Origin of the sequence: Spirosoma oryzae, from assembly GCF_003002825.1 — a bacterium.
Classification (GTDB): Bacteria; Bacteroidota; Bacteroidia; order Cytophagales; family Spirosomataceae; genus Spirosoma; species Spirosoma oryzae.
Genome location: NZ_PVTE01000013.1, coordinates 142,527 through 165,477, shown reverse-complemented (window position 1 = coordinate 165,477; position 22,951 = coordinate 142,527). Strand labels below are relative to the sequence as shown.

Below are 22,951 nucleotides of genomic sequence, written 5' to 3'. Positions count from 1 at the left end.
TTTAGGCGCGCTATTTGCCGACGAAATCAGGTTCTGGTTCAACTAACAGCCAGCTCACCTGATTTCGAATCAGTCAGTACGCTACCACATGATACGCACTCGCACGCTAAGCAGTAGTTTATTTTTGCTTCTAACAGGCTGGCTATGTGCCGGTTTCGCCGGAGCCCAGGTCATCAACCCACCCTCCAAATCGTCTGATACCCTTCGCGTTACACTGCCTCAGCTTGAGCAGCAATTCGTAGAGCGTAACTTCCAGCTGCTGGCCCAGCGGTATCAGATCGACATCGCCGATGCAGCCATTACGCAGGCAGGGCTGCGGCCTAACCCGAATCTCTGGTTTCAGGGGAACCTGTACAACCCACAGACGAGCAAATTCCTGCAGTATGGTCCGCCAACCCAGCAGGACCGGGCCTCGGGGCAGTACAACAGTGGTGCGTATGCCGTTCAGCTACAGCAGGTTGTTCTGCTGGCTGGCAAGCGTAGCAAACTGGTCGCGCTGGCCGAAAGCAACCGGACGCTGGCCCAGGTAGCCTTCCGCGATCTGATGCGGACGCTGCACTACCAGCTCTACTCGACCTACGCCAATCTGTATTACGACATTCAGGCCTGGCAGTTGTTCACCGAAGAGCTGGCCCGGCAGCAGCGGCTGGTCGAGTCGTACCGGATTGCGCTACAGACCGGCGGAGTAGCCCCGTACGAGGTCACGCGTCTGGAAGTAGCCGTGCGGGATCTGGAAGCGAATCTGGCCAACTACAACGCGCAGATCGCCGATGAACAGGCTACGTTACGTATACTGGTCCGTCAGCCGTCGAATGCATTTATCCTGCCCGTCGACGTTCCGGCCGCCACGAACGGTTTGCCGCAGCTACGCACGGCACTCGACTCAGCCCTCACTAACCGGCCCGACATTGCCCTGTCGCAGGAGCAGATTAACAATGCCCAGCGCAGCCTGACGCTGGAACGGGCCCGCCGTACGCCCGACCTGACACTGGGACTGTATTTTGAAAAGTACAGTAATGCATACGACAACTTCACCGGCTTTCAGGCGGCTATGGATCTGCCCATCCGGAACCGGAATCAGGGCGCGATACGGTCGGCAGAGACGACGCTGAAATCGGTTACGGGTGGCCTGGACAATCAGCAGACGGTCGTGCAGAGCGATGTGCTCAACGCGTATGACAAGCTGAACACCTACTACCAGCAATACAACACCCGCCCGTCGGGCTATCTGGACCGGATTCAGAACATCTCCGTCGAAGCAACCAAAGCATATAACGCCCGGACCATCGGCCTGCTCGACTACCTCGACAAAATCCGGACGTATCAGCAGGCGCAGCTCAACACCATCAATCTTCGCAATAATCTCTTCCAGTCGCAGCAGTTATTCAATTACGTAACCAACACGCGATTTTTTTAAAGAGTGAAAGAGCGAATGAGTGAAAGAGCGAAAGCTCTTGAGCCAACGTTTCGCTCTTTCGCTCAATCACTCTTTCGCTCTTTACCCAATGAAATTCCCCCTCATTTTTCTATCCGGGCTTGTTCTGGCTGCCTGCGGGCACAAAGAAGACACGAAGCCCCCTACCTCATCCGCCGATTCGACCAGCAGTTACCTGACGGACTCCGTACGGCGGCTCAACCCCGAAAGCGAACTGACCCTCAACGGCACGGTCACCTTCGACCAAGATAACGTCGTGCGGGTGTTTCCGCTGGTATCGGGTAACGTCGAGAAGGCAACCGTCACGCTCGGCAGCTACGTGCAGAAGGGGCAGGATCTGGCCGTCATTCGCTCCGGCGACATTTCAAACTACGTCAACGACTACCAGGCCGACAAAGCCGATCTGGAAGTGGCGCAGCAAAACCTGAAAAACGTGCAGGCGCAGTACAAAGCCGGTTTTACGTCCGAAACCGACTTTATCACGGCGAAGAATGCGTTGCAGAAAGCCAAAGACGAGCTGGGGCGCTCGGCCAACATCCTGCGGGTATATGGGGGCAGCAACACCAGCGGGCAACCTTATTTTACGGTGAAAGCACCCATTGCGGGTTATATCGTCGAGAAGAACGTCAACACCGGGCAGGATCTACGGTCCGACAATACAAACCCCCTGTATACAATTTCGAGCCTGCAGCAAATCTGGGTGATGGCCAACGTGTATGAGGCCGACATTCCCGAAGTAAAACAGGGACAACCCGTCGACGTGCAGGTACTGGCCTACCCCGACAAAGTGTTCCGGGGGCGTGTCGACAACATCAGCAGCGTCCTCGACGAACAGGCAAGGGTGCTGAAAGTGCGGATCGTGCTCGACAACAAAGACGGCCTGCTCAAACCCGATATGTTTGCCACCATTCACGTACACCTGCCCAACACCGCTGCCCAGAAAGGCATGGCCGTCGCGCAGAAAGCCCTCGTCTTCGACCGCGACCACTACTACGTCGTCGTACAGGACGCGCCCAACAAGTTCGACGTCCGGGAAGTGAACGTCATCCAGAATACGACTCGCTACGCTTTTGTCGAAGGGGGCAACCTCAAGCCCGGCACCCGCGTCGTCACCGAAGGCAGCCTGCTGTTGTACAACGATTTAACGAATTAATGAATGATTGATTGATAGAATGCTTTAATAGGCTGACGAAATCACATTTTCCCGGACGGCCTATTCGATCATTCTATCATTCTGTCACTCAATCATTAACTTATGAATTCTTTCATCCGCAGTATTATCACGTTCGCGCTGACGAATCGCTTTGCCGTGTTCTTCGGCATCGGTATCATCATCGTGGGGGGTGTTGTCAGTTTTATGAACACGCCCGTAGAAACGTTTCCCGACGTCACAAATACCAACGTGATCGTTATTACGCAGTGGCCGGGCCGGTCGGCGGAGGAAGTGGAGCGGTTTGTGACCATTCCCCTCGAAACTGAACTGAACTCGGTGCCCCGTAAAAGCACGCTGCGGTCGGTATCGCTGTTTGGTCTGTCGGTGGTGACGATGATTTTCGACGATGGTGTCGACAACTTCACGGCCCAAACCAACGTCTCCAACCGCATGGCCGACGTCGATCTGCCCGACGGAGCCAACGCCGAAATCGAGCCACCCTACGGCCCTACCGGGGAGATTTACCGCTTCACGCTGGAGTCGAAAACCAAGGACGTTACTGAACTTAAGACCATCCAGGACTGGGTTATCGAGCGGCAGATCAAAAGCGTACCCGGTATTGCCGACGTGGTCAGCTTCGGCGGCAAGGTCAAAACGATCAACGTTGACCTGAACCCGACACTACTGGCCAACTACGGCTTTACGTCGATCGACGTCGATCAGGCCCTGCAACAAAGCAACATCAACGTCGGGGGTGACATCATCAAACAAGGCAACCAGTCGCTCGTCGTGCGCGGTATCGGTCTGCTGACCAGGCCCGAAGACGTTGCCGGTGTCGTGATCGACAACGTCAACGGCGTGCCGATCAAGGTTAAGGACGTGGCAACGGTGCGGGAAGGCTTCCAGCCCCGGCTCGGTATCGTCGGCCGCGACAAGCAGGACGACGTGGTCGAGTGTATCGTGGTGATGCGGAAGGGCGAAAACCCCAACGAAGTCATTCCCGCACTCAAAGCCAAGGTCGATGAGCTGAACAGCCAGATTCTGCCGAAAGACGTCAAGATCAAAACGTTCTACGACCGGACCACGCTGAACAACTACACGCTGCACACGGTTGGCGAAAACGTACTGACGGGTATCTTCCTCGTCACGCTCATTCTACTGATCTTCCTGGCCGACTGGCGCACGACCCTGACGGTGGCCATCGTCATTCCACTGGCGCTGCTGTTTGCCTTTATCTGTCTGCGGGCACGGGGCATGACGGCCAACCTGCTCAGCATCGGTGCGCTCGACTTCGGGATCATCATCGACGGGGCCGTGGTGATGGTCGAAGGTTTGTTCGTCATGCTGGCTACGCGGGCCGAGCACCTGGGCATGATGAAATTCAACGGACGCGGCAAACTCAGCTGGATCGCCAGCACCGCCACCGAACTGGGTAAGTCGATCTTTACCTCGAAGGTTATCATCATCACGGCGCTGCTTCCGATCTTCACCTTCCAGAAAGTAGAAGGTAAGCTGTTCAGCCCACTGGCCTGGACCATCGGCTTCGCGCTGCTCGGTTCGCTGATCGTCAGCCTGACGCTGATTCCGCTGCTGTGTTCACTGCTGCTGAAAAAGAACGTCCGCGAACGGCACAACCCCGTTGTGCTGGGACTGGAGAAAGGCTACACCCCCGCGCTGGACTGGGCTATCCGCAAACCGGCGTCGATCATCGGTATTGCCATCGGTTCGCTGGCTTTCGCCGTTTACCTGTTTCTGTTTCATATCGGTTCGGAATTCCTACCGCAGTTGAACGAAGGATCGATCTATGTCCGGGCGTCGCTGCCATATTCGGTAGCACTGGACGAAAGTTATGCGTACACGCGGAAGTTCCGGGCCATCTTCGAAGAGTTTCCCGAAGTACGGGGCGTCATCTCGCAGACGGGTCGCCCCAACGACGGTACCGACCCCACGGGCTTCTTTAACAACGAATTCTTTGTCGACCTGTACCCACGGGAAGAGTGGAAAAGTGGCATCTCGAAAGACGAGCTGGTTAGTCAGATGCAGCAGAAGCTGGCGCGCTTCAAGGGGGTCTCGTTCAACTTCTCGCAGCCCATCTCCGACAACGTGGAAGAAGCCGTATCGGGGGTAAAAGGGTCGATGGCGATCAAGATTGTCGGGCAGGACCTGAACGTGCTCGACAAGGAGGCCACGCGCGTATACGACATCATGCGAAAAGTACCGGGCGTGAGTGATCTCGGCGTGTTCCGTAACCTTGGTCAGCCGGAATTTCGCATCACGCTCGATCCCGCCAAGCTTGCCCTCTACAACGTTCCGACCGATGTCGTGCAGTCGGTGATCGAGACGGCCATTGGCGGTAAAACGGCCACCCAACTGTACGAAGGCGAACGCCACTTCGACGTTAAAGTGCGCTACGACGAGCGGTTCCGGTTTGCACCCGAACAGATTGCTAACCTGCTCGTACCGACGCGGTCCGGCTCGAAGATTCCGCTGAAAGAACTGGCCGACATCGGTACCCGGTCGGGACCGGCCTTTGTCTACCGCGAAAACAACGCCCGCTTCATCGCCATCAAGTTTTCGGTACGCGGACGTGACCTCGGCAGCACCATCGCCGAAGCGCAGCAGAAAGTGGGCGCAGCGGTCAAGCTGCCGGAAGGCTACCGGATGCGCTGGGCGGGTGAGTTCGAGAATCAGACGCGGGCCGAACACACGCTGGCCGTTGTCGTGCCGATCAGTATCACGATCATCTTCCTGATTCTGCTGTTTACGTTCGGCAGCGCCATCGACGCCACGCTCATTATTCTGAACGTACCGTTTGCGCTCATCGGCGGCATTCTGGCCCTCTGGCTGACGGGTATCAACTTCAGTATCTCAGCGGGGGTTGGGTTCATCTGTCTGTTCGGCGTATCGGTGCAGGACGGCGTTATCCTGATCAACCGATTCAAGGAAAACCTGCACAACCGGATGCCGATGCTCGACGCCGTGCGCGAGGGCGCGCAGACGCGGGTTCGGCCGGTAGTCATGACTGCCCTGATGGCCTCGCTGGGCCTGCTGCCAGCCGCCCTCAGCAGCGGTATCGGCTCGGAGACGCAGAAACCGCTGGCCACGGTCATGATCGGCGGACTGATTACCTGTACGATTCTGTCGCTGCTGATTCTGCCGATCATGTATAACCTGATTCACAGCGGTCGTATCCGTCGGGAATCCGAACGTCGGGAACGGAAAGCGATGGTATAAGTCGTGCGGTGTCCCAATAAAGCAACGTTGCGCCGGGTCTAGCCCGGCGCAGCTGTTTACGAGTGTTTTACGTAGTGTTACAATACCCCCAGCCCCCTGAATGGCAGGGCTGTTAAGTTCTTGATTTAGCACTGATGATGGCCAAATTTCCTTCGGTTCATCTACCCCCCAGCCCCCTGAAGGGGGAGCTGTTCGCGTGCTAATTTCACCCCCTTCAGGGGGCTGGGGGTGGGCTGACCAGAACTTAACAGCCCAGTCCCTCTAGGGGGCCGGACCACGGAGGCCGGGCTGGCGATCCAGACCTGCCACCACGGTCAAGAGAAAACAGTTGCTTACTTATCCACGACCTATAATCTCCCTATCACCATGCATGTCCGGCTGTTGCTGGTTCTGATGCTCGTCATCGTCATACAAACCGGGGGTCAAACGCTCCCCCCTCGCATCAGTAAATACCGCGTCAGTTTTGGGTCGATTACCCGTAATCGGCAGACGCTGCTGATTCTGCGCCGATTCGAGCTGAACGGCAAACCCTACTGCCTGCTGGTCGATCCGCAGACGCTCCAGACAAACGTAGTCCCCGATCAGTCCAACAGTCCGACGGTTTTGACATTGGCCGATCTGCTAAACTTTCAGTTGTCTTCTCCGTATAGTCAGGCGTTGTCGGCAGCAGCGTCGAACGCGAAACCGTTGCAGGATGCGGGCTTCACGCACACGCTGCCCCGCGAGAAAGGCATTACACTCACCATCGACCTCTGCCCGTCGCACAAACCCCTCGACCGGGTCATTTTCACCAGTCTGGCGCAGGAACTGGGCAAGTACGAATCACCCGTTCCGTTGGCGCTCTCCATTACCGGCGTCTGGATGAAGCAACACCCTGATGATCTGGCCTGGCTCAAACAACTGGCCAACAAAGGCGTGCTGTCGATTACGTGGATCAACCACTCGTTCCACCACCGTGTATCGGCGACCGAACCGCTGAACGAAAACTTCCTGCTCGAACCCGGTACCAACCTGAACGACGAAGTACTGCTGACTGAACAGGCCATGCTTGCCAACGGCCTGATTCCCTCTGTTTTCTTCCGCTTTCCGGGGCTTATCTCCGATCAGGAACTGGTCAAACGCATCGGTCAGTACGGGTTAATCACCGTGGGCAGCGATGCCTGGCTGGCAAAAGGGCAGACGCCGGGCTGGGGCAGTATCGTACTGATTCACGGCAACGGCAACGAGCCGGTAGGCGTCCAGGATTTCCTGCAACTCCTCCGGCAGCATCAGGCCGACATCGCCAACCGGCAGTGGCTCCTGTACGATCTGCGTCGCGAGTAAACATGGTAGGATGACAATCTTCTCATGGGACGATATTCCGGTCACCCGAACCCTGCCCTGCCAAACCTCGGCGATACACGCCAATTCGGCTAAACGCCAACACCAGTGCAAAATCCAGGCTCCAGATTTTAAAATCAGAGTCACCCAAACCTTGAAAGAGTAGGTTGCGAATATCACGTTGAGAGAAGACGGCCGAATCATGCCGTCCGCGAATTAAGATGACGTTTTCACTACCGAAAATAGTACCAAGAATTCTAGCGAAACGCTCTTCAAAACCAGTCTCTAAACCAATGTATTGCCAATCGTTGGCCCACTCCACTTGATAAGACAAAAACTCGGCTTTGACAAATAGTTGTTTGGAGTCTAATTCCATTCAGATCATTTTATGAATTTGCATCAAACCAGCTATAACGCGTTTACCAGCTCTTTTTCGTAGCTGGTTTCCAGTGTCGTATCGGATGCTTCGCGAACGAGTTTTATCTGCTGTCTGATTACCGACAGGCGGGCCGTGTCGTGCGTATGGGCCGTCAGACGCTCGTACACACGAAGCAGTGTCACGAAAATGGCGTGGTTGGCTTTGCCGCTGATGCGCACCGGGTCAAATGCATCGGCTACCATCTGCGCGAAAGAAGCCGACCGCGTGAGGACGTACAACTGCCCATCTTCGGCGCGGAACGGCGATGGAAACGGACGAGCCGCCAGTCGGCTGATGATAACGCATAGGTGATCGATGGCCATAATGGCGGTGGTGGTATCGTTGGTACTCGGTGTCAACGCCCCCGTGATGATATCAACCAGTTGCTGAATACCGAAGCGAACGTCCTGCTCTACCGCGCGATAGCGGCCCAGTTGTAGACAATCCTGCAAAGCTTCCGATTCGTTGCTGGTCAGTACTATGGCGTCCTGCCGTTCGTTGACCGGCCGAACGCTAAGCAGCGGAAACCCTTTCCCAACGAAGTCACCGATAGCATACTCCAGTCGGACGAGCATCTGATGATCAACAGCCCACTCAAGAAGCAGTTCGCTGTGTATTTGCTGCAAATACCCCGACTGTGACGCCGTTACGGTAATCCAGCCTTCGGGGGCATCGATCAGTCGTTTCGCTTTGTCGACCAGCGTTCCCGCCGGAGCCGGCTCACCCAGTTCCTGCGGAAAAAGCCTGTCGATAGCCGTAGTCGTTTCATCCATAATCTTGTAGATGATGGTACTGATCTGCATCGATTCGGCAATGTGATGAATGAATAAAATCAACGCCAGTACACCGCCCAGTGCCAGTAACAAGCCGGTCAGTACCGCAATCGACGGTACGAACGTTAGCTCGTCGCTACCCCGAATCGTGCGCAGGACAATCAGGCAGTACGCGAACGATCCCGTGAAATACCCCATCACAAACTGATTGATCCGGTCTTTCATGAAGTTGCGTAGCAGCCGGGGTGAGTACTGCCCGCTGACCTGCGAAATTGCCGACAGCGTTAGAGTGAAACTCAGCCCCGCTACCGTCAGCATCGAACTGGCAATAGCCGACAGCATACTACGCGACCCTTCGGCACCAACGCCAAACAGCAGCGGATACTCAGTGCTGCCGCGAATTGGGTAATAAACTTCCAGTTCAATCAGTCCCAGACCAAGCACCATAGCGCTTACGATCATTAGCCCCGGAATGAACCAGAGTGAATCCGTCAGTTGCTGCCAGAGCTGGTGTATTTTTGCGTTCATAGTACTCTTTTCGGTATACAGGTACAGTATACGTTACGGATATAGTCGCCGAATCAGTCGTTCTAGTGTCAGTCCCTGTCCAATCACCGTGAATAACACCACGACAGACGTGATGGTTACGACAACGGGCAGCGCAGTCAGCATACTGATATAGCTCCCGGAACTTGACCAGGTATTCTTCTGTAGTGTGTCTCCGCGCACCTTCCGGCAACGACATGTACAGCCAGGAGGTCACTCAGAACCGCAACACTGACCGGAAGTAGGGCGTTACCATAGAACGGTCTGGTCATGTATGTCCAGTTTTTTCACCTATCCCCTATCCATCTATGACACCAACTCAGAAGCCTGTCTCCAATTCGTCCCCCCCTGCTAACACCAGTTTTTGGGTCGCCTTCCGACGATTTCTTCACGACCGCTTTAGTCTGGACGACGACAAAGACGACCAGGAAGCGGTTGTTCAGTCGATCAGCCGGGGTATCGAATTCCGGGGAATCAACCTCTGGGCGCTGATCTTCGCCATCCTGATTGCCTCCATCGGGCTGAACATCAACTCGACCGCAGCGATTACGGGGGCTATGCTTATCTCCCCATTAATGGGTCCGATCATGGGAATTGGGCTGGGCGTCGGTATCAACGACCTCGACATGATACTGCGGGCGCTAAAAAATCTGGCCATTGCGGTGTTGTTCAGCCTGATTGCCTCAACGCTTTATTTCCTGATTAGTCCACTGCACGTAGCGCAGTCAGAATTACTGGACCGCACCTCGCCCACCGTCTGGGACACGTTCATCGCGTTCTTCGGCGGTTTGGCGGGTATCATTGCCGGGTCGCGCCGGGAAAAAGTCGGTAACGTTATACCGGGCGTTGCCATTGCAACCGCGCTTATGCCGCCCCTCTGTACGGCGGGCTACGCCATCGCAACCGGCAACCCGATCTATTTCGCGGGTGCCTTTTATCTGTTCCTGATCAATAGCGTCTGTATCAGTCTGAGTGCATTCCTGATCGTTCGCTTCCTGGGCTACAAACAGAAGCCGTACCCATCAGCCCAGATCGAACGACGCGTCCGAACCACGATCTGGATAGCCGTCGTCATTGCGATCGTTCCCAGCACGTACCTGGGCTATCAGATTGTTCGTAAAACAATATTCGAGCAGAACGTCAAGCGCTTTGTCGACGAAGAATTCAATTCGCAGACCCGGCAACTGATCGGCTACAAAGCCCGCTTCCACCGCAACCAACCCGTCGTTGAATTAACGCTTGTCGGTGAACCGCTCCTACCCGACTCGCTCGCACAACTCAAATCGACCATGCCCAGTTATGGTCTCGACAACACAAATCTGGTCATCAAGCAGGGAAATTTTAAAGACGCCAACGTAGACGTCGATGCCATCACGTCGACCATCACCGACCAGGTTATTCAGTACAGTCAGGCGTCGATTGCGCGTAAAGACCACACCATCGATTCACTGCGCCGACAGATCGAACAAACCCAGCTGTCGCGTCTGCCCGTCGCTGACCTGCGCGACGAGTTGAAGACGTTACTGCCTGACGTACGGACGTTTACGGCATCCCGTGCCTTACTCATGACAGCTACCAGCACCAGGCCCGATACGCTCTTGCTTGTCTACGCCCGGTTCAGCCGCCCCCATACGGCAACTGAAAAAAAGCGGATTGAAAACTGGCTACGCAGCCGTACAAAGAGTAACCGCGTCAAGCTTATCGTTGAGTAACCGTATTCGTAAACTATTTTATTTAGGTTAATCCTATCCGAATAGTTGAATTATTTCTTTTTATTCAACAATTTTGGCATGTATTCAGTAGTACTATTACTGTTGGAAACAGGATTTTTCAATTCAGGTTGTATTCATAATACGGGTCAAAAATGCTCTCTGCGTTGCGTAAGAGGGCATTTTTCCTTTTTGCTCAAACATTGCTCAAACACCCCCCCCGAAAAATCCGGAAAATTCTATTTATAATATGGTAGTACGGGCGCGTTCCCAGCCCGCAATCGGGCGGGTTTACAGCCCCTAACGGGTCGATCAATTGCAAAGTAGCCGAATTTTTAATGTCACCAAAAATGGCTTTTTTAGTGACAAAGGACCGATATATAAGCGAAGCCGATTTTTTGCTGAGGTAGACAGATACGTACTTTAGGGCTCTTTTGCTCTTTACAGGAAGTATGAAAACTGCCCAACATAAAATGATGCATTGCTATCCCTATCTTAAGTCATGTTTGGTACCGTCCGGCGATAGTACTCTACTTATTCAACACAATGACCTGATGAATATGTTAACCTTATCTAGCCTCGTCCTGAATGATCTCTACTATTGATCGAGCAACTCGGCGTCTATTAAACCAGCGTCAAGTCTCTGGGACATCAGGACGCTCTACTGCTTACCTGCCAGCATAAGCTTGTCTAATCCTTCTGTATACCTCTAAAAAAACGGCCTCCGAAAGAGGCCGTTTCCGTTTCTGTAGTTGGGTCAGGTCAGGGCTTTACCAGCATCAGTTCGATGTGGTAAGCGCCCCGGACAGCGGCAACCTGAATCATATCTTTCCGACTATCGTTGAGATACCCTAGTTGTATGTTCTCCTCTCTGATACCTTCAAATTGGGCGATGTATAACTGCTCATTGGTGGCCAGCACGTAAGCCAGTCCTCTAACGAGTTCACTGACATGGGTGAGAGTACAAATCAGGTATGCACCGATTGGAAAGCGGAGCATCATCGAGCCGTCTGCCACCTCGAAGCCGTAGGTACGCTCGGCGATCTGGGGCAGTCCGGCCCGGCGCAGCAGCACATGCTCAGATTCGCGCAGGAACAGACTACGCTCCCGAACCGATACCCAAGTCGGTGTCTGTTGCCGGGCGATACGGCTAGGCAAACTACCGAGCGCCTTTTTTATCTGCTCCTGACGTTGTTCGGTGAGCGGAGCCATCGACGGGGCTTCACCATTGACGAACATTTCACCAATACCCTCATTGAGCCACTGGGGACGGATATTGAACCGGGCTTCGATGCGCGTTTGCACGTCGGAACCCATATTACGTTCACCTTTCTCAATTTTGGATAGGTAGTTCTGAGCAACAGGAATGCCCACCCGCTGCAATTCGTTACCGAACTCGGTCTGGTTATAGCCTAACTGAAGGCGCAGCTTGCGAAGCCGTTCACCTTTAGTAAGTTGTGCATCCTGCATATACGCTCAGTGAGTGGTCATGGAAATTTAAGAACGAACAAGATTGTACATAATATAAACTTGTACATATTTTTGCCAATACTATATCGACTTCGTGATACCAAAAATAGCAACTAGTCATGCTTATTAGCGAAGAAGAACATAAACTTTTATCTGAACACACGAAATCGATCAAAAATATGGAACAAGCTAAATCAAAGCCACATCGCGCAGATAGGAAATTTACTGCCATTCCTCACGCCTTTTACTATGCCCCATGAAAGGAGATTAACATGCAAACTTATATGTGGATTCTTACCGGAGTCTGCAAACTGGGCCGAAATAATTCCAGCATCTAACTAAACAACCGAGGTTATTTTTTTTACCCATCTATATGTACAAGATACTATTGCCATAATATGAACAATACGACAACAATTCACCGGTTTACAGAAGGTCATAGTGAGCATCTACTGGCCTATATCAGCCAGCAGACCGCCGAAAGCCAGCAGCGAGAAACAAAGGTGCTGTCGATGGCCAAGCGTTGCTGCAGCCGCCTGACCTCACCATTACCGCCCATCATCACACTGTTGCGTGATGGGCTTTTTAAGCTTCCCCCAGCTTGTATATGCTAGACTCACTCGCCCCAAAAAACCAACGCTATGACTCACAGTTTTGACGTGCAGGAAGCCGGTAAGTTCGGACTCCACGAAGCAATTCTTCTACAAAGCCTCCGTATATGGCAGGCTGGTAACGCAGCAAACGGCCTTCATTATCACCGAGGGCATACGTGGGTTCGGATGCCCGTACACCGAATGGTGGGGTACTTCCCTTACTGGAAAACCGAGCGCACGCTCTACCGCATCCTGAATTCACTCGTCAAACAGAAGGCTATCCTGGTCGGCAACTTTAACGCTGTCCGCCACAATCGAACCCGGTTCTATACCGTCGCCGATCAGACCAGCGTACCGCTCACCGACACGATCTCTACCATCAATATCCCCGCCGAGGTGATGCGGCAGCTACAGAATATTGACGACGACGAGCTGGCCGATCAGACGCCCGACCCCCAGCCGACCACGCCCATAGACCCCCATTTGACAAATTTGTCAAATGGCCAAAACGAGCCGGATTCGCATTTGACAGATTTGTCAAATGGCCAATTGACAGGTTTGTCAAATGGCCAAAATGAGCCTTATGGCCATTTGACAAAAACGTCAGTTGCAATTGACAAAAACGCAATTACCAGTATTATAGTAAATAGAATGTTTGTAGATAAGGAAGTAAGTAGTGGGGTGGTAAGCGACGAGCCGAAACTTGAGCAAGCGCAACCTTCAGCCCCCCCACCTCCTTCTTCTTCCTTTCCTCTTCCTGATTTTGTCCTGCGGAATAGAGCATCGCTAAGTCCCCAGCAGATCATTCCCGCCGATGAGGTCTGGTGCCAGTACATGAACGCTGACCAGTCGAAGGCCAGCCTGAAGAAAATCATTCTGGACATCTACCGGGGAACACGGAGCGAAACCTTCGCCATGCAGCACAAAGTCCGCATCGACGAGTCATTCGTTGACGCCTTCATCGAGCAGCGGGCGATGAACGAGGACATCCGCAGTCAGCGCAACTTGGGCAGGCTGCTGGAATTTTTCGCCAGCGATATGCGCGATGCCGTCAACCGGCGACCGGCCCCGGTCAAAGGCGCTCCCTACGATCCTAACCGCCCGGTTGATTTCGGCAGCTACGAGATCGACTGACCCATGCCCCAGCATCCATTCGTGGCGTGGTCCGAAGACCCCGCCTTCCGCGATCAGAGCGCCTACCACGCCCGGCGCACAGCAGCCAGCAGATTGACCCCGAAGCAATAGCCGACTGGGAACAGCACAACCAGCATGTCGAACTGACGGGCGGGGTACCCCTGCCTCCACTGTGGGCCTACCGCCCCCACGGACGACTGCGTGAAACGTCGTTCCTGCCCTATCAGATTGACTCCAGCAGGTCATTTACTAGCACCCGTAATTAAAACCTATGACCATATCTAAATCGCTAATATTCTCTAGGCCCACCCCCACGGTGGATATGGACAGGACGGATAAAGTTCACCTGCTGCTCGGAGACCGGGTAGCCAAGCGCAAAATGCTGTTAGTTCTGCTCGATTACTCCATCACCGTTTTACCACTCGCGCCTTGCTGGGCGATGGCGAAGTTTTCTACAACACCGAACACGCCAGCGTCCATCAGGCGCTACTGGATGTATACGATCGGGGCGAGCAGGTACACCTGTTTTCGGTGATATCCGAACTGGGCCGTACTGGGCTAGGCATTGTTATGGATTCCACCAATCTTAAAAAACTGGGCTACTTGACAGAAAGCGGGCTGATGGCCCAGAGTATCACTACCTAAGGGAGTTGTACATTAAGCGGCTGCTGGCCACCGCTTCGGGTAGACTCTCTAACTCGGTCATCAACCGCGAACCCTTTATCTACCGGCCAGCCATCGGATCAGAACCCGTCGACGGGGCAGTTTATTCGTCATCACCCCGTGATGCACTGACCTGTACAGACATAACACTAGCAGCACGTACCAGTAGGGAATCACAACCTTTAGGAACGTTGATGCCGGTACCAGCCCCGCTACCACTTCATACTACCAGCTTTGCTAGTCGACAGAGACTCGGGGCTTGGCCGGTTCGGTGGTGGCAACGACGAAAATAACCAGGTGGTCCGGCATATTGGCTTGGGGAGTATAGGGTGTATCGGCCAGTAGGTTTAAGCCCGTAGGCTGCTGGTCAGCCAGCCTGGCAGGCTACCACCAATAAGCCTGATGCACGTGCAGGCTGCGCTGGTTAGCATTATCAATATCGACCGTCGTAGAGGCTGACAGACCGAGTTCAGAACTCAACGAACTGTAGTCAAGTCTTTCAATAACCATGACACAATTAGCGCTTGTGTACGTTCTCACCAAAATACTTAACTATCATAAGCATTAAAATATGAGAGATTTTATATTTAAAATGTCAGAATATCTTTTGCTTTGGTCAGTATGCCCGACCAATACGCCACAGCACCCAAACGTCATTCCTAGTCGACGCAGTAACCAGCAAATGCGACGGCAGTTGATAAGTTTCCTTCACGCACTTCAGCAGGTGCCAGACCGACACGACAAGCATTAGCTCCAGCGCGATTCAGTTGGTCATTGACGATAAGAACGCGGTTGACGTTTTTAATGGCTGCCGATTACATCGTTTCATTTCAGTGCGTAGGGCGCGCTGAACCGCCCCACCTCAAGTAATGGCAAAGCAAACCACCAAATCAGAAGCAGCCCCGGCAACACCGCTCGCCGAAACACTCAGTGCGATAAGTACCCCCGTCGACGCTACCAGCCCCAGGACACTCCTCCGGCATAGGAAGCCACCAGGATCAGCAGACAGCCGAAGCGCCCCAGCCAATAGCCGAGCCAACTGTACGGAGCGGCTGATAGCCCTCTCGGATAACTCACCTTATCTGGAACAGCAGCAACTGGCAGTGAAAGCACTGAGCAAACTACGTACGGCGCAGATGTGGGAGGGGACAGCTGATATGTGGGCTAACATCGCCCTTAACTTCGGATAGTTTTTCACTCCAATAACAGCGACAAAGCGAAGCATTCCTCATAAGATGACTTTGCTTTGCCGCTGTTGGAATTACATAAAAAAACAATATTTCCACAGACGATTCTGATGCTATCTGGCGGCTATAAGTCAACACAGCTCAGTTGGAAGAGCGTAGATTCACTCAAGCCTATGGTCGTGGGGTCGATCCCTACCCTAGCTTAAATTCAAAAGTCTGACTTTACCGGTAAGACTTTTTTTTGTGCCCTACGTCCGCAGATCAGTAAAGATCCAGCACCAACAGTCTGTCCGTTCAGCCGGTTTGATTGGCTATCAGTCAACCGGTACCAAACACTTTGTTGTATGTGGCTTTCCGATGCCGTGTCGGCCACACAAGCTCTCAGAACAATTATATCATGATTAATCTTCGTATAATTATATCGCCCTTGACGAGAAGATCGTAAGAAGAATAAAACGGTTGACTCAGACACGTAACTATATCAGCTGATACCTTCTGATAAAAGGGTAAGTAATAATATCAAGATTGACATTATAATTGGCATTTCTTTTCCTACAATTCCAAACCTTTATAATCAAACGATTTAGTCTCGTATGGAGAACCCCCTTTTACAACCCGTACTTCAGGCGGGCTTGCTGGACATAGGCGACAGCGATGAGCGACTTACTAACATAGAAAACTCTATAGCGGATCTCGAAGCGAAACTAAAGGCAACGCCTTCCCTCCTTGAACAATACGTTCTGACGGCGCTGGATCCAGACGTCTCAACCGATGAGCCTGCGGTTATTGATGTAGAGACAATCATTTCAGCTCATTGGAAGGCCTTACGCGCAAAGTTTTCAGATAGGCCTGTGCAGATAATTAGAGCTGTGATAATCAATGCCCTATATAATACTGGCACTGCTGATGTTGACTTGGCACGTATAATTTATCTGGCAGGAAGCAACTTCTATCCCTATGCTAAATTAGGCCGTGAAAAAACGATCATCGAACGATTGCTCAATGAATTTGGAGATCTCGTCGAAACTGACGCAGCAGAGCAATGGTCATTGGACGAGACGGAGCCCAGCCTTAGAGTGCCAACGCTCAAAATTACAGGCTTGCAATTTGGTGAAGTCAAAACTGTTGATACTAAGCTGAAGGCCGCACTAAATAATGCAGCTCAAAGAACTTCAAATGGCCATGACCCTTACAATCATCCCGCTCAGTGGGGGGCTCATTTCTCGAAACTTGCGGGAGATGGAATAGTCGAATTTGTTGAAAATACACTAAATCAGTTCAGTGGCTCACTTTCACCTGCTTCTGTCGAAACGCCTATAAATAAATTCGCAACCGACCTAAGAAAAGCGCTTGATCAGGTCTTAGGCAACTCTTTAAAATCGCTCATCGCTGTTGAGCGTCGGAGTAAGCTGCTTTGGTGGAAACAGACGATGTATTCACCTTCATTAAAAAACAGTTATCATACGCTGAGTGATGAACTTCAGCCGGTGATAATGTCTGTTGATCTATTCCATCAACTACCCGCAGTTGCTCCAATTAGCGTAAACTTTTTGCTACAGAGTACCTTATCAACACTAAGCGCTCAAGCTCGAGAACAGACAAACTTCACTGAGATGCTTTCTAAATTGCTGACACCCAGCAATAAGAAGATTCTAAAAAACTACTTGAAAGACAAGGAAATAAATGGCCGGATAGGGTTGCTAAATTTTATAAGCTTGGGGGTTTACGACAAGGTAAGTGTTGATGAATTCCAGTCACGAACTGGAATTTCACCCGATGCCCTTATCAGTAACTCAGAGCTTGCGGTGATAATTCTGAAAGATCAATACGTGCACTACTTAAGCGATTTGTAACAATGGCCGGAAATTGTGAAGTAGATAGCTGTTATCCTGATGAATTTGGATGTAATAATGAAGGATGTGAAGTACTAAAAGATTGTCCTCATTATAAGCCGGCTCAGAAGACGGCTGGTGAACAAGTACCACAAACCGATGCTGATGAATTCTTCATTAGGGCACCTTGGACGGGTAATGCGATGGGTCTTAAAGATCTTGAGTATTTAGCATCGCTAAACCAACTAACGGTTATAGGTATCACGGGTGCTGCAAGTGCAGGAAAAACCACATTCTTGGCTACTCTATATTGTCTCCTCAGGCAAGGTGCTACCGTTGGGCAATATCGCTTTGCAGGATCACTAACCTTGACTGGCTGGGAGAATATTGCTTGGTATTTAAGTTGGAAGGAAGATAATTCAATAGAATTCCCAGAACATACGACCAGCAATGCAGGGCGCGTACCAGGCCTTCTACATCTGAAGCTTCGGGACAAGAATAACAGGACAAAAGATCTTATTTTCACTGATGCTCCAGGAGAATGGTTCGATCACTGGGCCTTTAACGAAAAAGATCCTAACGCAGCCGGGGCGCTGTGGATTCATACTATCGCAGATGCATTCCTGCTCTTTGCTGACTGTGACATGCTTGCGAGTAATCAGCTTGGCAAAGCCCGGAAGCAGACAAGAATGGTTGCTGACCGAATAAAACAAGGTATCAATAATAGGCCCTTTGCTTTGATCTGGTCGAAATCTGATGTGACACTCGATCCTGATATAAAAGCTCAAATCAGTACATACATCACCAATTCCCCTATCAGTCAATATAAAGAATTCGAAACTAGTGTACGCGAAGGGCGAAAGGGAGAGTATCATGCTAACGTCTGTGCCAGCATCGCTTGGGTACTTTCAATGCTTGACAGGGACCTCAACGAGTCCCCTGTAGTTATTTCGAAAAAGCCTGAGGATATGTTTCTTTCTATACGCTAAGCATGGAACGACAGAAAAGTGAACACATACTAATTATAGGTGGGCCAGATGTAGGAAAAACCCACTTTGGTGGACAACTGTATGGCAGGTTACAAAGCCGTACAGGTTCTTACAAAATCACCTCGCCACCCGAAAACCTCACGGTATTTAAAGAGGTATTGGAGAACCTAAACGAAGGTCGTTCGGCTGGTCATACTAACGTATCGGCCAACGAAGTTTTGGAACTCGATCTTATTGACGATACGGGTAGAGCAACTTCTTTGAGATTTCCCGACTATGGCGGGGAACAGGTTAATTCGATTGTAATAGATCGAAGGGTCAATAAGGATTGGACTAATCAACTAAAGGAAAGCACCTCATGGATGCTATTCATTAGACTAGACCGCCTGCCTATTATCGAGGATATAATCAATCGGGGCCTTCCTGAGCAAAAGATACTGGAACAACGTAGTAAGAATGAGACACCGTTGAAGCTTTCTTCGTCAGCTTTCTATACAGAGCTACTCCAGATTTTGCTTTACGCGCAAAAGATAGCGTCCAATCGTACATCTCAACCAAGATTAGTAGTATCTCTTTCATGTTGGGACTTAATAGAGGAAGTTGATCAGAAGAAAATTCCCTTAGAAGTACTTAAAGAAAAAGCGCCAGCTCTCTATGCATTTATCGAGTCGACTTGGTCTCAAAACTATGCAGTGGTTGGCCTTTCATCGACCGAACGTACACTCTCGCTAACTGAAGTAGATTTAGACTTTGTAAAACGTGGCCCAGAAGATTTTGGATTTTTTATCTCACCACAAGGTGAGTTGAACAAAGACCTAACTGTCTTAATTAAAATTCTGCTTGGAAAACACTGATATAATAATTCAGCAGGCTTATTATGGTGAAGTAAACCGCGCTCATGGCTGCATCAATTCCTCTTCAGAGGATTTCGGCATGGCTTCTTTCTTGACCGCTTTTACCGACCGACCTAGCGGAATACCGGCAGGCATTCAAATGTCTCCTTATATTTCCGGAATGAATCATGGAACTAAATTCATATTTGTCCGCACTATTACCGACTACAGTGCAAGCAGAGGAGGTATGGTCTTTAGTCATGCCTTAATAATTGACATCCATGATCTTTCATTTGTTAATAATTTAAAACATCTCTTTGCACTTTTTGTAACTTCGAAACCAGAAGTATTCGAGAAACTTCAACCCATTAGTTTACCTTTAATGGTAGATGAACATCAATCCTTGCCGGATTCTCCGACAATGGATAGTCAAGAAATAGTTGCTGGTTTGATTGAAAATCAGTCTCCGGTTATATTCTGTGGTGAACTTCCTGCTTTCGAAGAAGCCATTGCAGCGATCTGGAAGGGGCTACCAGTGTCACTCCGAGAAAGCTTAACGTTCACGGTAGCATTTTCTCCCAATAACTTAGATAGTAAGAAGAAGATTGTTTATGTCCAACCATCTTTAGCAACTGCTTTCAGAAAAACAGCTGTAACGGGAGGTAAGGATAAAATGATAGCTACTAATCTTACAGAAGTAGAGAAATATATTCTTACTCGAAGGGCAGAGAACGATTTCGAGAGTTTTATACGGACATTACAGGTCTCGATGAGCGACTGGAGCATACTTAATCCTACAGTCAAAGCTTATCAACTTTACGTGAAGCTGAAATCTGACATAAGTCCAAATGAAGCAAGGCTACTTTTACGCCTTATTGCAAGAATCTCACCGGCACCAACATCAGGGTCTGATATAAAGAATCAAGTACTAGAGTACGTTGCAAACTCGATTAGAAGAGGCCAAGATACGAACGTAAAAGCACTAAAGAACTTAACATTGCACGAGTTCCATAAGGGCGAAATACTACTGGGATGGTCAATCAAAGAGTTTTTACTAAGCATGCTTACGGGCAAGCTTGTCATAGATCAACAACTCATACTTGATTTATATCGCGCTGTTGATTCAATACCAGAAGCAAACTGGTGGTCAGAATTAATCGCAGAAATACTAACCATATATTCAAGTTCTGCAGAACCCTCAGCAATACGAGTACTGTGGAAACTGCTAGGACATATTGATGCTCCCATAGCTTCGATACTGAAACGTGTCCCTACTGACTCAGCAACGTCCGATTTGTTATCCACTCATCTTCCTTTAGACCTTTCCAAAGCAGCAGCAGACAATATTGCGTTATTTATCAAACCTCGCAACTGGTTTTTACTACATGCAAAATTATTACTGATTGCTAGACCGTTGAATATTGCGGTCACTGAGCAATATCTACTCGAGTTCACATCTACTGATTCGTTATTCATAGGAACCAAATTTCTAGTACCAAAGCTTTCGGATACCGATCTACTTGAGCTATGTAAAAAATTTGAAGATGACATCTTCATCAGTGACTATGCTACTCGAAGTGTAAGGAGTGGGGTACTACTCAACCCGCTTGATATACATATTAATGTTTGGCTGAGAATTTGGGCAGCAAGCTTAGACAAAACAAAAAACTTGTCGCATGGAATCATAGATTTGTCCCAAAAAGCAGCAGATATATTCAGTGAATTACTAAAAGGCAAAAATATTCCAGTGAAGATTCTAGCTATGTTAGCAGAGAGTGAACATAGCAACCTCGTAGATAACAAGCACAGAGAGGAGCTTTGGATCAAAATTCCTTCCCCTATCCGTTCTAGATTCATAAACGCCACTGCACAGGCTTTTTTGACGCGAATAGCACAGGGCGAAAAGTTGTCAACTCCCGAACAAGAACTAGTAAACGAAATCAGACGGGATTCAGTAATTACCCAGTTTTTGTGGAATTACAGACAACGAATAGATGCAGTTCTCAATGTTTATGAATGTATTCCAGGACTAAGAGACAATTTTTTGGCAGATTACATCGCCCGTTATACGTCACCTTTGTACGAAGGTCTTTCTATACACTTAGGTAGAGTAATCGCCACAAAAACGTTTACACTTTCAGCCCGGCAAGTTTTTGAAAAAGCTAAGGATGATCGTTCCTATCATCCTGCTCTATCTGTCTGCCGGTCTCTGATTAGCATAGGTTTTTTCGAAATGATTCGACACGGTCATCTATTGGGTCGTGTTGTCTCAGAATCTGAAATATACAGTAAGTTGTTGGAAGTGACAATTCGTCTTTATGATAGAGGTCCCGAGGAAAATGACATTTGGAAACGTGCGGGCGGTGAAAACTCTAAGCTAAGCAACAACTTTAGCAGAGAACAAAATTGGAGGAATGCAATCGAGATGTTGCGGTCAGGTAGTGGAGGCAAACACCTTACTGTTAAATCATTACTTAGAATTATGCTGGAAGATCATCCAAATAATTCTGACTTGAGAGAATTATCAAACTACTTCAAATAAATGCGAATATTATTACAAACGGCTCTGAGTCTTGAGTTCAGTGCAATGAAAGCTTACATAAGCGACGTAAAATCTGAAACCCATTCTCAAACGGCATCTAAATACGAAAGAGGGACATTCTCTCACCATGGCAACCAGGCAGAAGTATTGATAGTAGAGACTGGTGCCGGTAACGTCCGGGCAGCTGATGAAACCACTCGTGCCCTCGAGTATTTTAAGCCGGATGTGGCGTTTTTTGTCGGTGTTGCTGGTGGGTTGAAAGATGTGAAACTTGGTGATGTTGTCGCAAGCACAAAGGTAATTGGGTATGAAATGGGCAAAGACGATGATGAGTTCCGGCCACGTCTGGACACTATTCCCTCCGCATACTCGCTACAGCAGATCGCTAAACAGCTGTTGCGAGATAATACTTGGAAGGAAGATTTACCCATGGAAACTAGAGATCAGGTAAAAGCTTATGTAGAACCTATCGCTGCTGGAGACAAGGTCGTTGCTTCAGAAAGAGCCATCACCTTCCAATACTTGCGAAGATTTTGTAGCGATGCCTTAGCTGTAGGTATGGAAGGAATTGGGTTTATGGTGGCATCACACGCCCATAACACTGATGCAATGGAGATACGAGGAATTTCCGATATGATCAGCGATAAAGATGAGGCTGACGCAAGTGGTTCTCAACCTAGAGCCGCTGACAATGCAGCCGCTTTTGTTTTTTCAGTGATTCGCCAAAAGCTAGCTGATACTCGAAAAAGAAATGACATAAAAGATGTTGTCTTCCGAGGTAAGCTTCTTAACGCATTAGTTGAAATGTACTCTCAAGGGCCGGAGCAAGATGATATATGGAAAAGAGCTGGCGGCGATGTGTCTATCTTAATTAACAGCATGAACCGACGATCACAGTGGTACAATGCGCTTGAGCGTTTAGCACTTGGTGGTGGAGGAGCGAATATTACTTTACAAACATTAATTGAGCAGATAAGAATTGACAATCCTAATTCTCAAAATGATTTGTTTAGAGACTAGGGTTGAGCTGAAAAGATCTATTTTTTAATCTAGCGTAGATTAAAAAATAGATCTTTTCAGCTTCGTAACTTATTACCTCATTTCCGATCGTCATTATCAG

The 22,951-nt window shown here is 50.0% G+C and carries 15 protein-coding genes; 12 read left to right on the top strand and 3 right to left on the bottom strand.

Features of this window, described 5'->3' with window-relative positions:
* Positions 1-88: 88 nt before the first annotated feature.
* The 4 genes from CLV58_RS16395 to CLV58_RS16380 all read left to right on the top strand — a co-directional run bounded on the left by CLV58_RS16395 (position 89) and on the right by CLV58_RS16380 (position 7,145).
* Positions 89-1,417, top strand: a complete 1,329-nt coding sequence (locus CLV58_RS16395) for a TolC family protein (RefSeq protein ID WP_106138911.1) — start codon at positions 89-91, stop codon at positions 1,415-1,417.
* Positions 1,418-1,505: 88 nt separating this feature from the next.
* Positions 1,506-2,588: an efflux RND transporter periplasmic adaptor subunit gene (locus tag CLV58_RS16390; protein ID WP_106138910.1), complete on the top strand. Its 1,083-nt coding sequence runs from the start codon at positions 1,506-1,508 to the stop codon at positions 2,586-2,588.
* Positions 2,589-2,690: 102 nt separating this feature from the next.
* The gene (locus tag CLV58_RS16385; protein WP_106138909.1) at positions 2,691-5,822 is read left to right on the top strand and encodes an efflux RND transporter permease subunit; all 3,132 of its coding nucleotides are present in this window, start codon (positions 2,691-2,693) and stop codon (positions 5,820-5,822) included.
* A 366-nt stretch (positions 5,823-6,188) separates the two neighbouring features.
* The gene (locus CLV58_RS16380) at positions 6,189-7,145 is read left to right on the top strand and encodes a polysaccharide deacetylase family protein (protein ID WP_106138908.1); all 957 of its coding nucleotides are present in this window, start codon (positions 6,189-6,191) and stop codon (positions 7,143-7,145) included.
* 22 nt (positions 7,146-7,167) lie between these two features.
* Here the strand turns inward: CLV58_RS16380 and CLV58_RS16375 are convergent, their stop codons facing one another.
* On the bottom strand, positions 7,168-7,518 hold the full coding sequence (locus CLV58_RS16375; protein WP_106138907.1) for a hypothetical protein: 351 nt from the start codon (positions 7,516-7,518) through the stop codon (positions 7,168-7,170).
* Positions 7,519-7,550: 32 nt separating this feature from the next.
* Positions 7,551-8,861, bottom strand: a complete 1,311-nt coding sequence (locus CLV58_RS16370) for a DUF2254 domain-containing protein (RefSeq protein WP_106138906.1) — start codon at positions 8,859-8,861, stop codon at positions 7,551-7,553.
* Between the two features lie 326 nt (positions 8,862-9,187).
* Here CLV58_RS16370 and CLV58_RS16365 point away from each other — a divergent pair, with 326 nt between their 5' ends.
* The gene (locus CLV58_RS16365; RefSeq protein WP_106138905.1) at positions 9,188-10,591 is read left to right on the top strand and encodes a DUF389 domain-containing protein; all 1,404 of its coding nucleotides are present in this window, start codon (positions 9,188-9,190) and stop codon (positions 10,589-10,591) included.
* Positions 10,592-11,350: 759 nt separating this feature from the next.
* Here CLV58_RS16365 and CLV58_RS16360 read toward each other — a convergent pair.
* Positions 11,351-12,058: a helix-turn-helix domain-containing protein gene (locus CLV58_RS16360; protein ID WP_106138904.1), complete on the bottom strand. Its 708-nt coding sequence runs from the start codon at positions 12,056-12,058 to the stop codon at positions 11,351-11,353.
* A gap of 641 nt (positions 12,059-12,699) precedes the next feature.
* On the opposite strand from CLV58_RS16360, the gene CLV58_RS16355 reads away from it, so the two are divergent.
* From CLV58_RS16355 to CLV58_RS16320, 7 genes are all read left to right on the top strand, one after another.
* A complete protein-coding gene (locus CLV58_RS16355; RefSeq protein WP_146141456.1) occupies positions 12,700-13,785 on the top strand; it encodes a hypothetical protein in 1,086 nt (361 codons plus the stop codon).
* A 1,532-nt stretch (positions 13,786-15,317) separates the two neighbouring features.
* Positions 15,318-15,638 (top strand): hypothetical protein, encoded by a 321-nt coding sequence (locus CLV58_RS16345; protein WP_106138901.1) that lies wholly within the window; start codon positions 15,318-15,320, stop codon positions 15,636-15,638.
* Positions 15,639-16,228: 590 nt separating this feature from the next.
* A complete protein-coding gene (locus CLV58_RS16340) occupies positions 16,229-17,488 on the top strand; it encodes a GTPase-associated system all-helical protein GASH (protein ID WP_106138900.1) in 1,260 nt (419 codons plus the stop codon).
* A 2-nt stretch (positions 17,489-17,490) separates the two neighbouring features.
* Positions 17,491-18,456 carry a TRAFAC clade GTPase domain-containing protein gene (locus CLV58_RS16335; RefSeq protein WP_106138899.1) on the top strand — a complete coding sequence of 322 codons (966 nt, stop codon included), beginning with the start codon at positions 17,491-17,493 and terminating at the stop codon, positions 18,454-18,456.
* 2 nt (positions 18,457-18,458) lie between these two features.
* A complete protein-coding gene (locus CLV58_RS16330; protein WP_106138898.1) occupies positions 18,459-19,310 on the top strand; it encodes a TRAFAC clade GTPase domain-containing protein in 852 nt (283 codons plus the stop codon).
* On the top strand, positions 19,297-21,831 hold the full coding sequence (locus CLV58_RS16325) for a GAP1-N1 domain-containing protein (protein ID WP_146141455.1): 2,535 nt from the start codon (positions 19,297-19,299) through the stop codon (positions 21,829-21,831). The genes CLV58_RS16330 and CLV58_RS16325 overlap by 14 nt, the downstream gene beginning before the upstream one ends.
* On the top strand, positions 21,832-22,851 hold the full coding sequence (locus CLV58_RS16320) for a 5'-methylthioadenosine/S-adenosylhomocysteine nucleosidase family protein (RefSeq protein WP_106138896.1): 1,020 nt from the start codon (positions 21,832-21,834) through the stop codon (positions 22,849-22,851).
* The last annotated feature ends 100 nt before the right edge of the window (positions 22,852-22,951 follow it).

Bases quoted from the DNA above. Each gene is read 5' to 3' on its own strand.
- CLV58_RS16360 (WP_106138904.1), bottom strand. From the start codon at position 12,058: ATGCAGGATGCACAACTTACTAAAGGTGAACGGCTTCGCAAGCTGCGC.
- CLV58_RS16340 (WP_106138900.1), top strand. From the start codon at position 16,229: ATGGAGAACCCCCTTTTACAACCCGTACTTCAGGCGGGCTTGCTGGAC.
- CLV58_RS16395 (WP_106138911.1), top strand. From the start codon at position 89: ATGATACGCACTCGCACGCTAAGCAGTAGTTTATTTTTGCTTCTAACA.
- CLV58_RS16390 (WP_106138910.1), top strand. From the start codon at position 1,506: ATGAAATTCCCCCTCATTTTTCTATCCGGGCTTGTTCTGGCTGCCTGC.
- CLV58_RS16345 (WP_106138901.1), top strand. From the start codon at position 15,318: ATGGCAAAGCAAACCACCAAATCAGAAGCAGCCCCGGCAACACCGCTC.
- CLV58_RS16330 (WP_106138898.1), top strand. From the start codon at position 18,459: ATGGAACGACAGAAAAGTGAACACATACTAATTATAGGTGGGCCAGAT.
- CLV58_RS16335 (WP_106138899.1), top strand. From the start codon at position 17,491: ATGGCCGGAAATTGTGAAGTAGATAGCTGTTATCCTGATGAATTTGGA.
- CLV58_RS16355 (WP_146141456.1), top strand. From the start codon at position 12,700: ATGACTCACAGTTTTGACGTGCAGGAAGCCGGTAAGTTCGGACTCCAC.
- CLV58_RS16365 (WP_106138905.1), top strand. From the start codon at position 9,188: ATGACACCAACTCAGAAGCCTGTCTCCAATTCGTCCCCCCCTGCTAAC.
- CLV58_RS16320 (WP_106138896.1), top strand. From the start codon at position 21,832: ATGCGAATATTATTACAAACGGCTCTGAGTCTTGAGTTCAGTGCAATG.
- CLV58_RS16385 (WP_106138909.1), top strand. From the start codon at position 2,691: ATGAATTCTTTCATCCGCAGTATTATCACGTTCGCGCTGACGAATCGC.
- CLV58_RS16380 (WP_106138908.1), top strand. From the start codon at position 6,189: ATGCATGTCCGGCTGTTGCTGGTTCTGATGCTCGTCATCGTCATACAA.
- CLV58_RS16375 (WP_106138907.1), bottom strand. From the start codon at position 7,518: ATGGAATTAGACTCCAAACAACTATTTGTCAAAGCCGAGTTTTTGTCT.
- CLV58_RS16370 (WP_106138906.1), bottom strand. From the start codon at position 8,861: ATGAACGCAAAAATACACCAGCTCTGGCAGCAACTGACGGATTCACTC.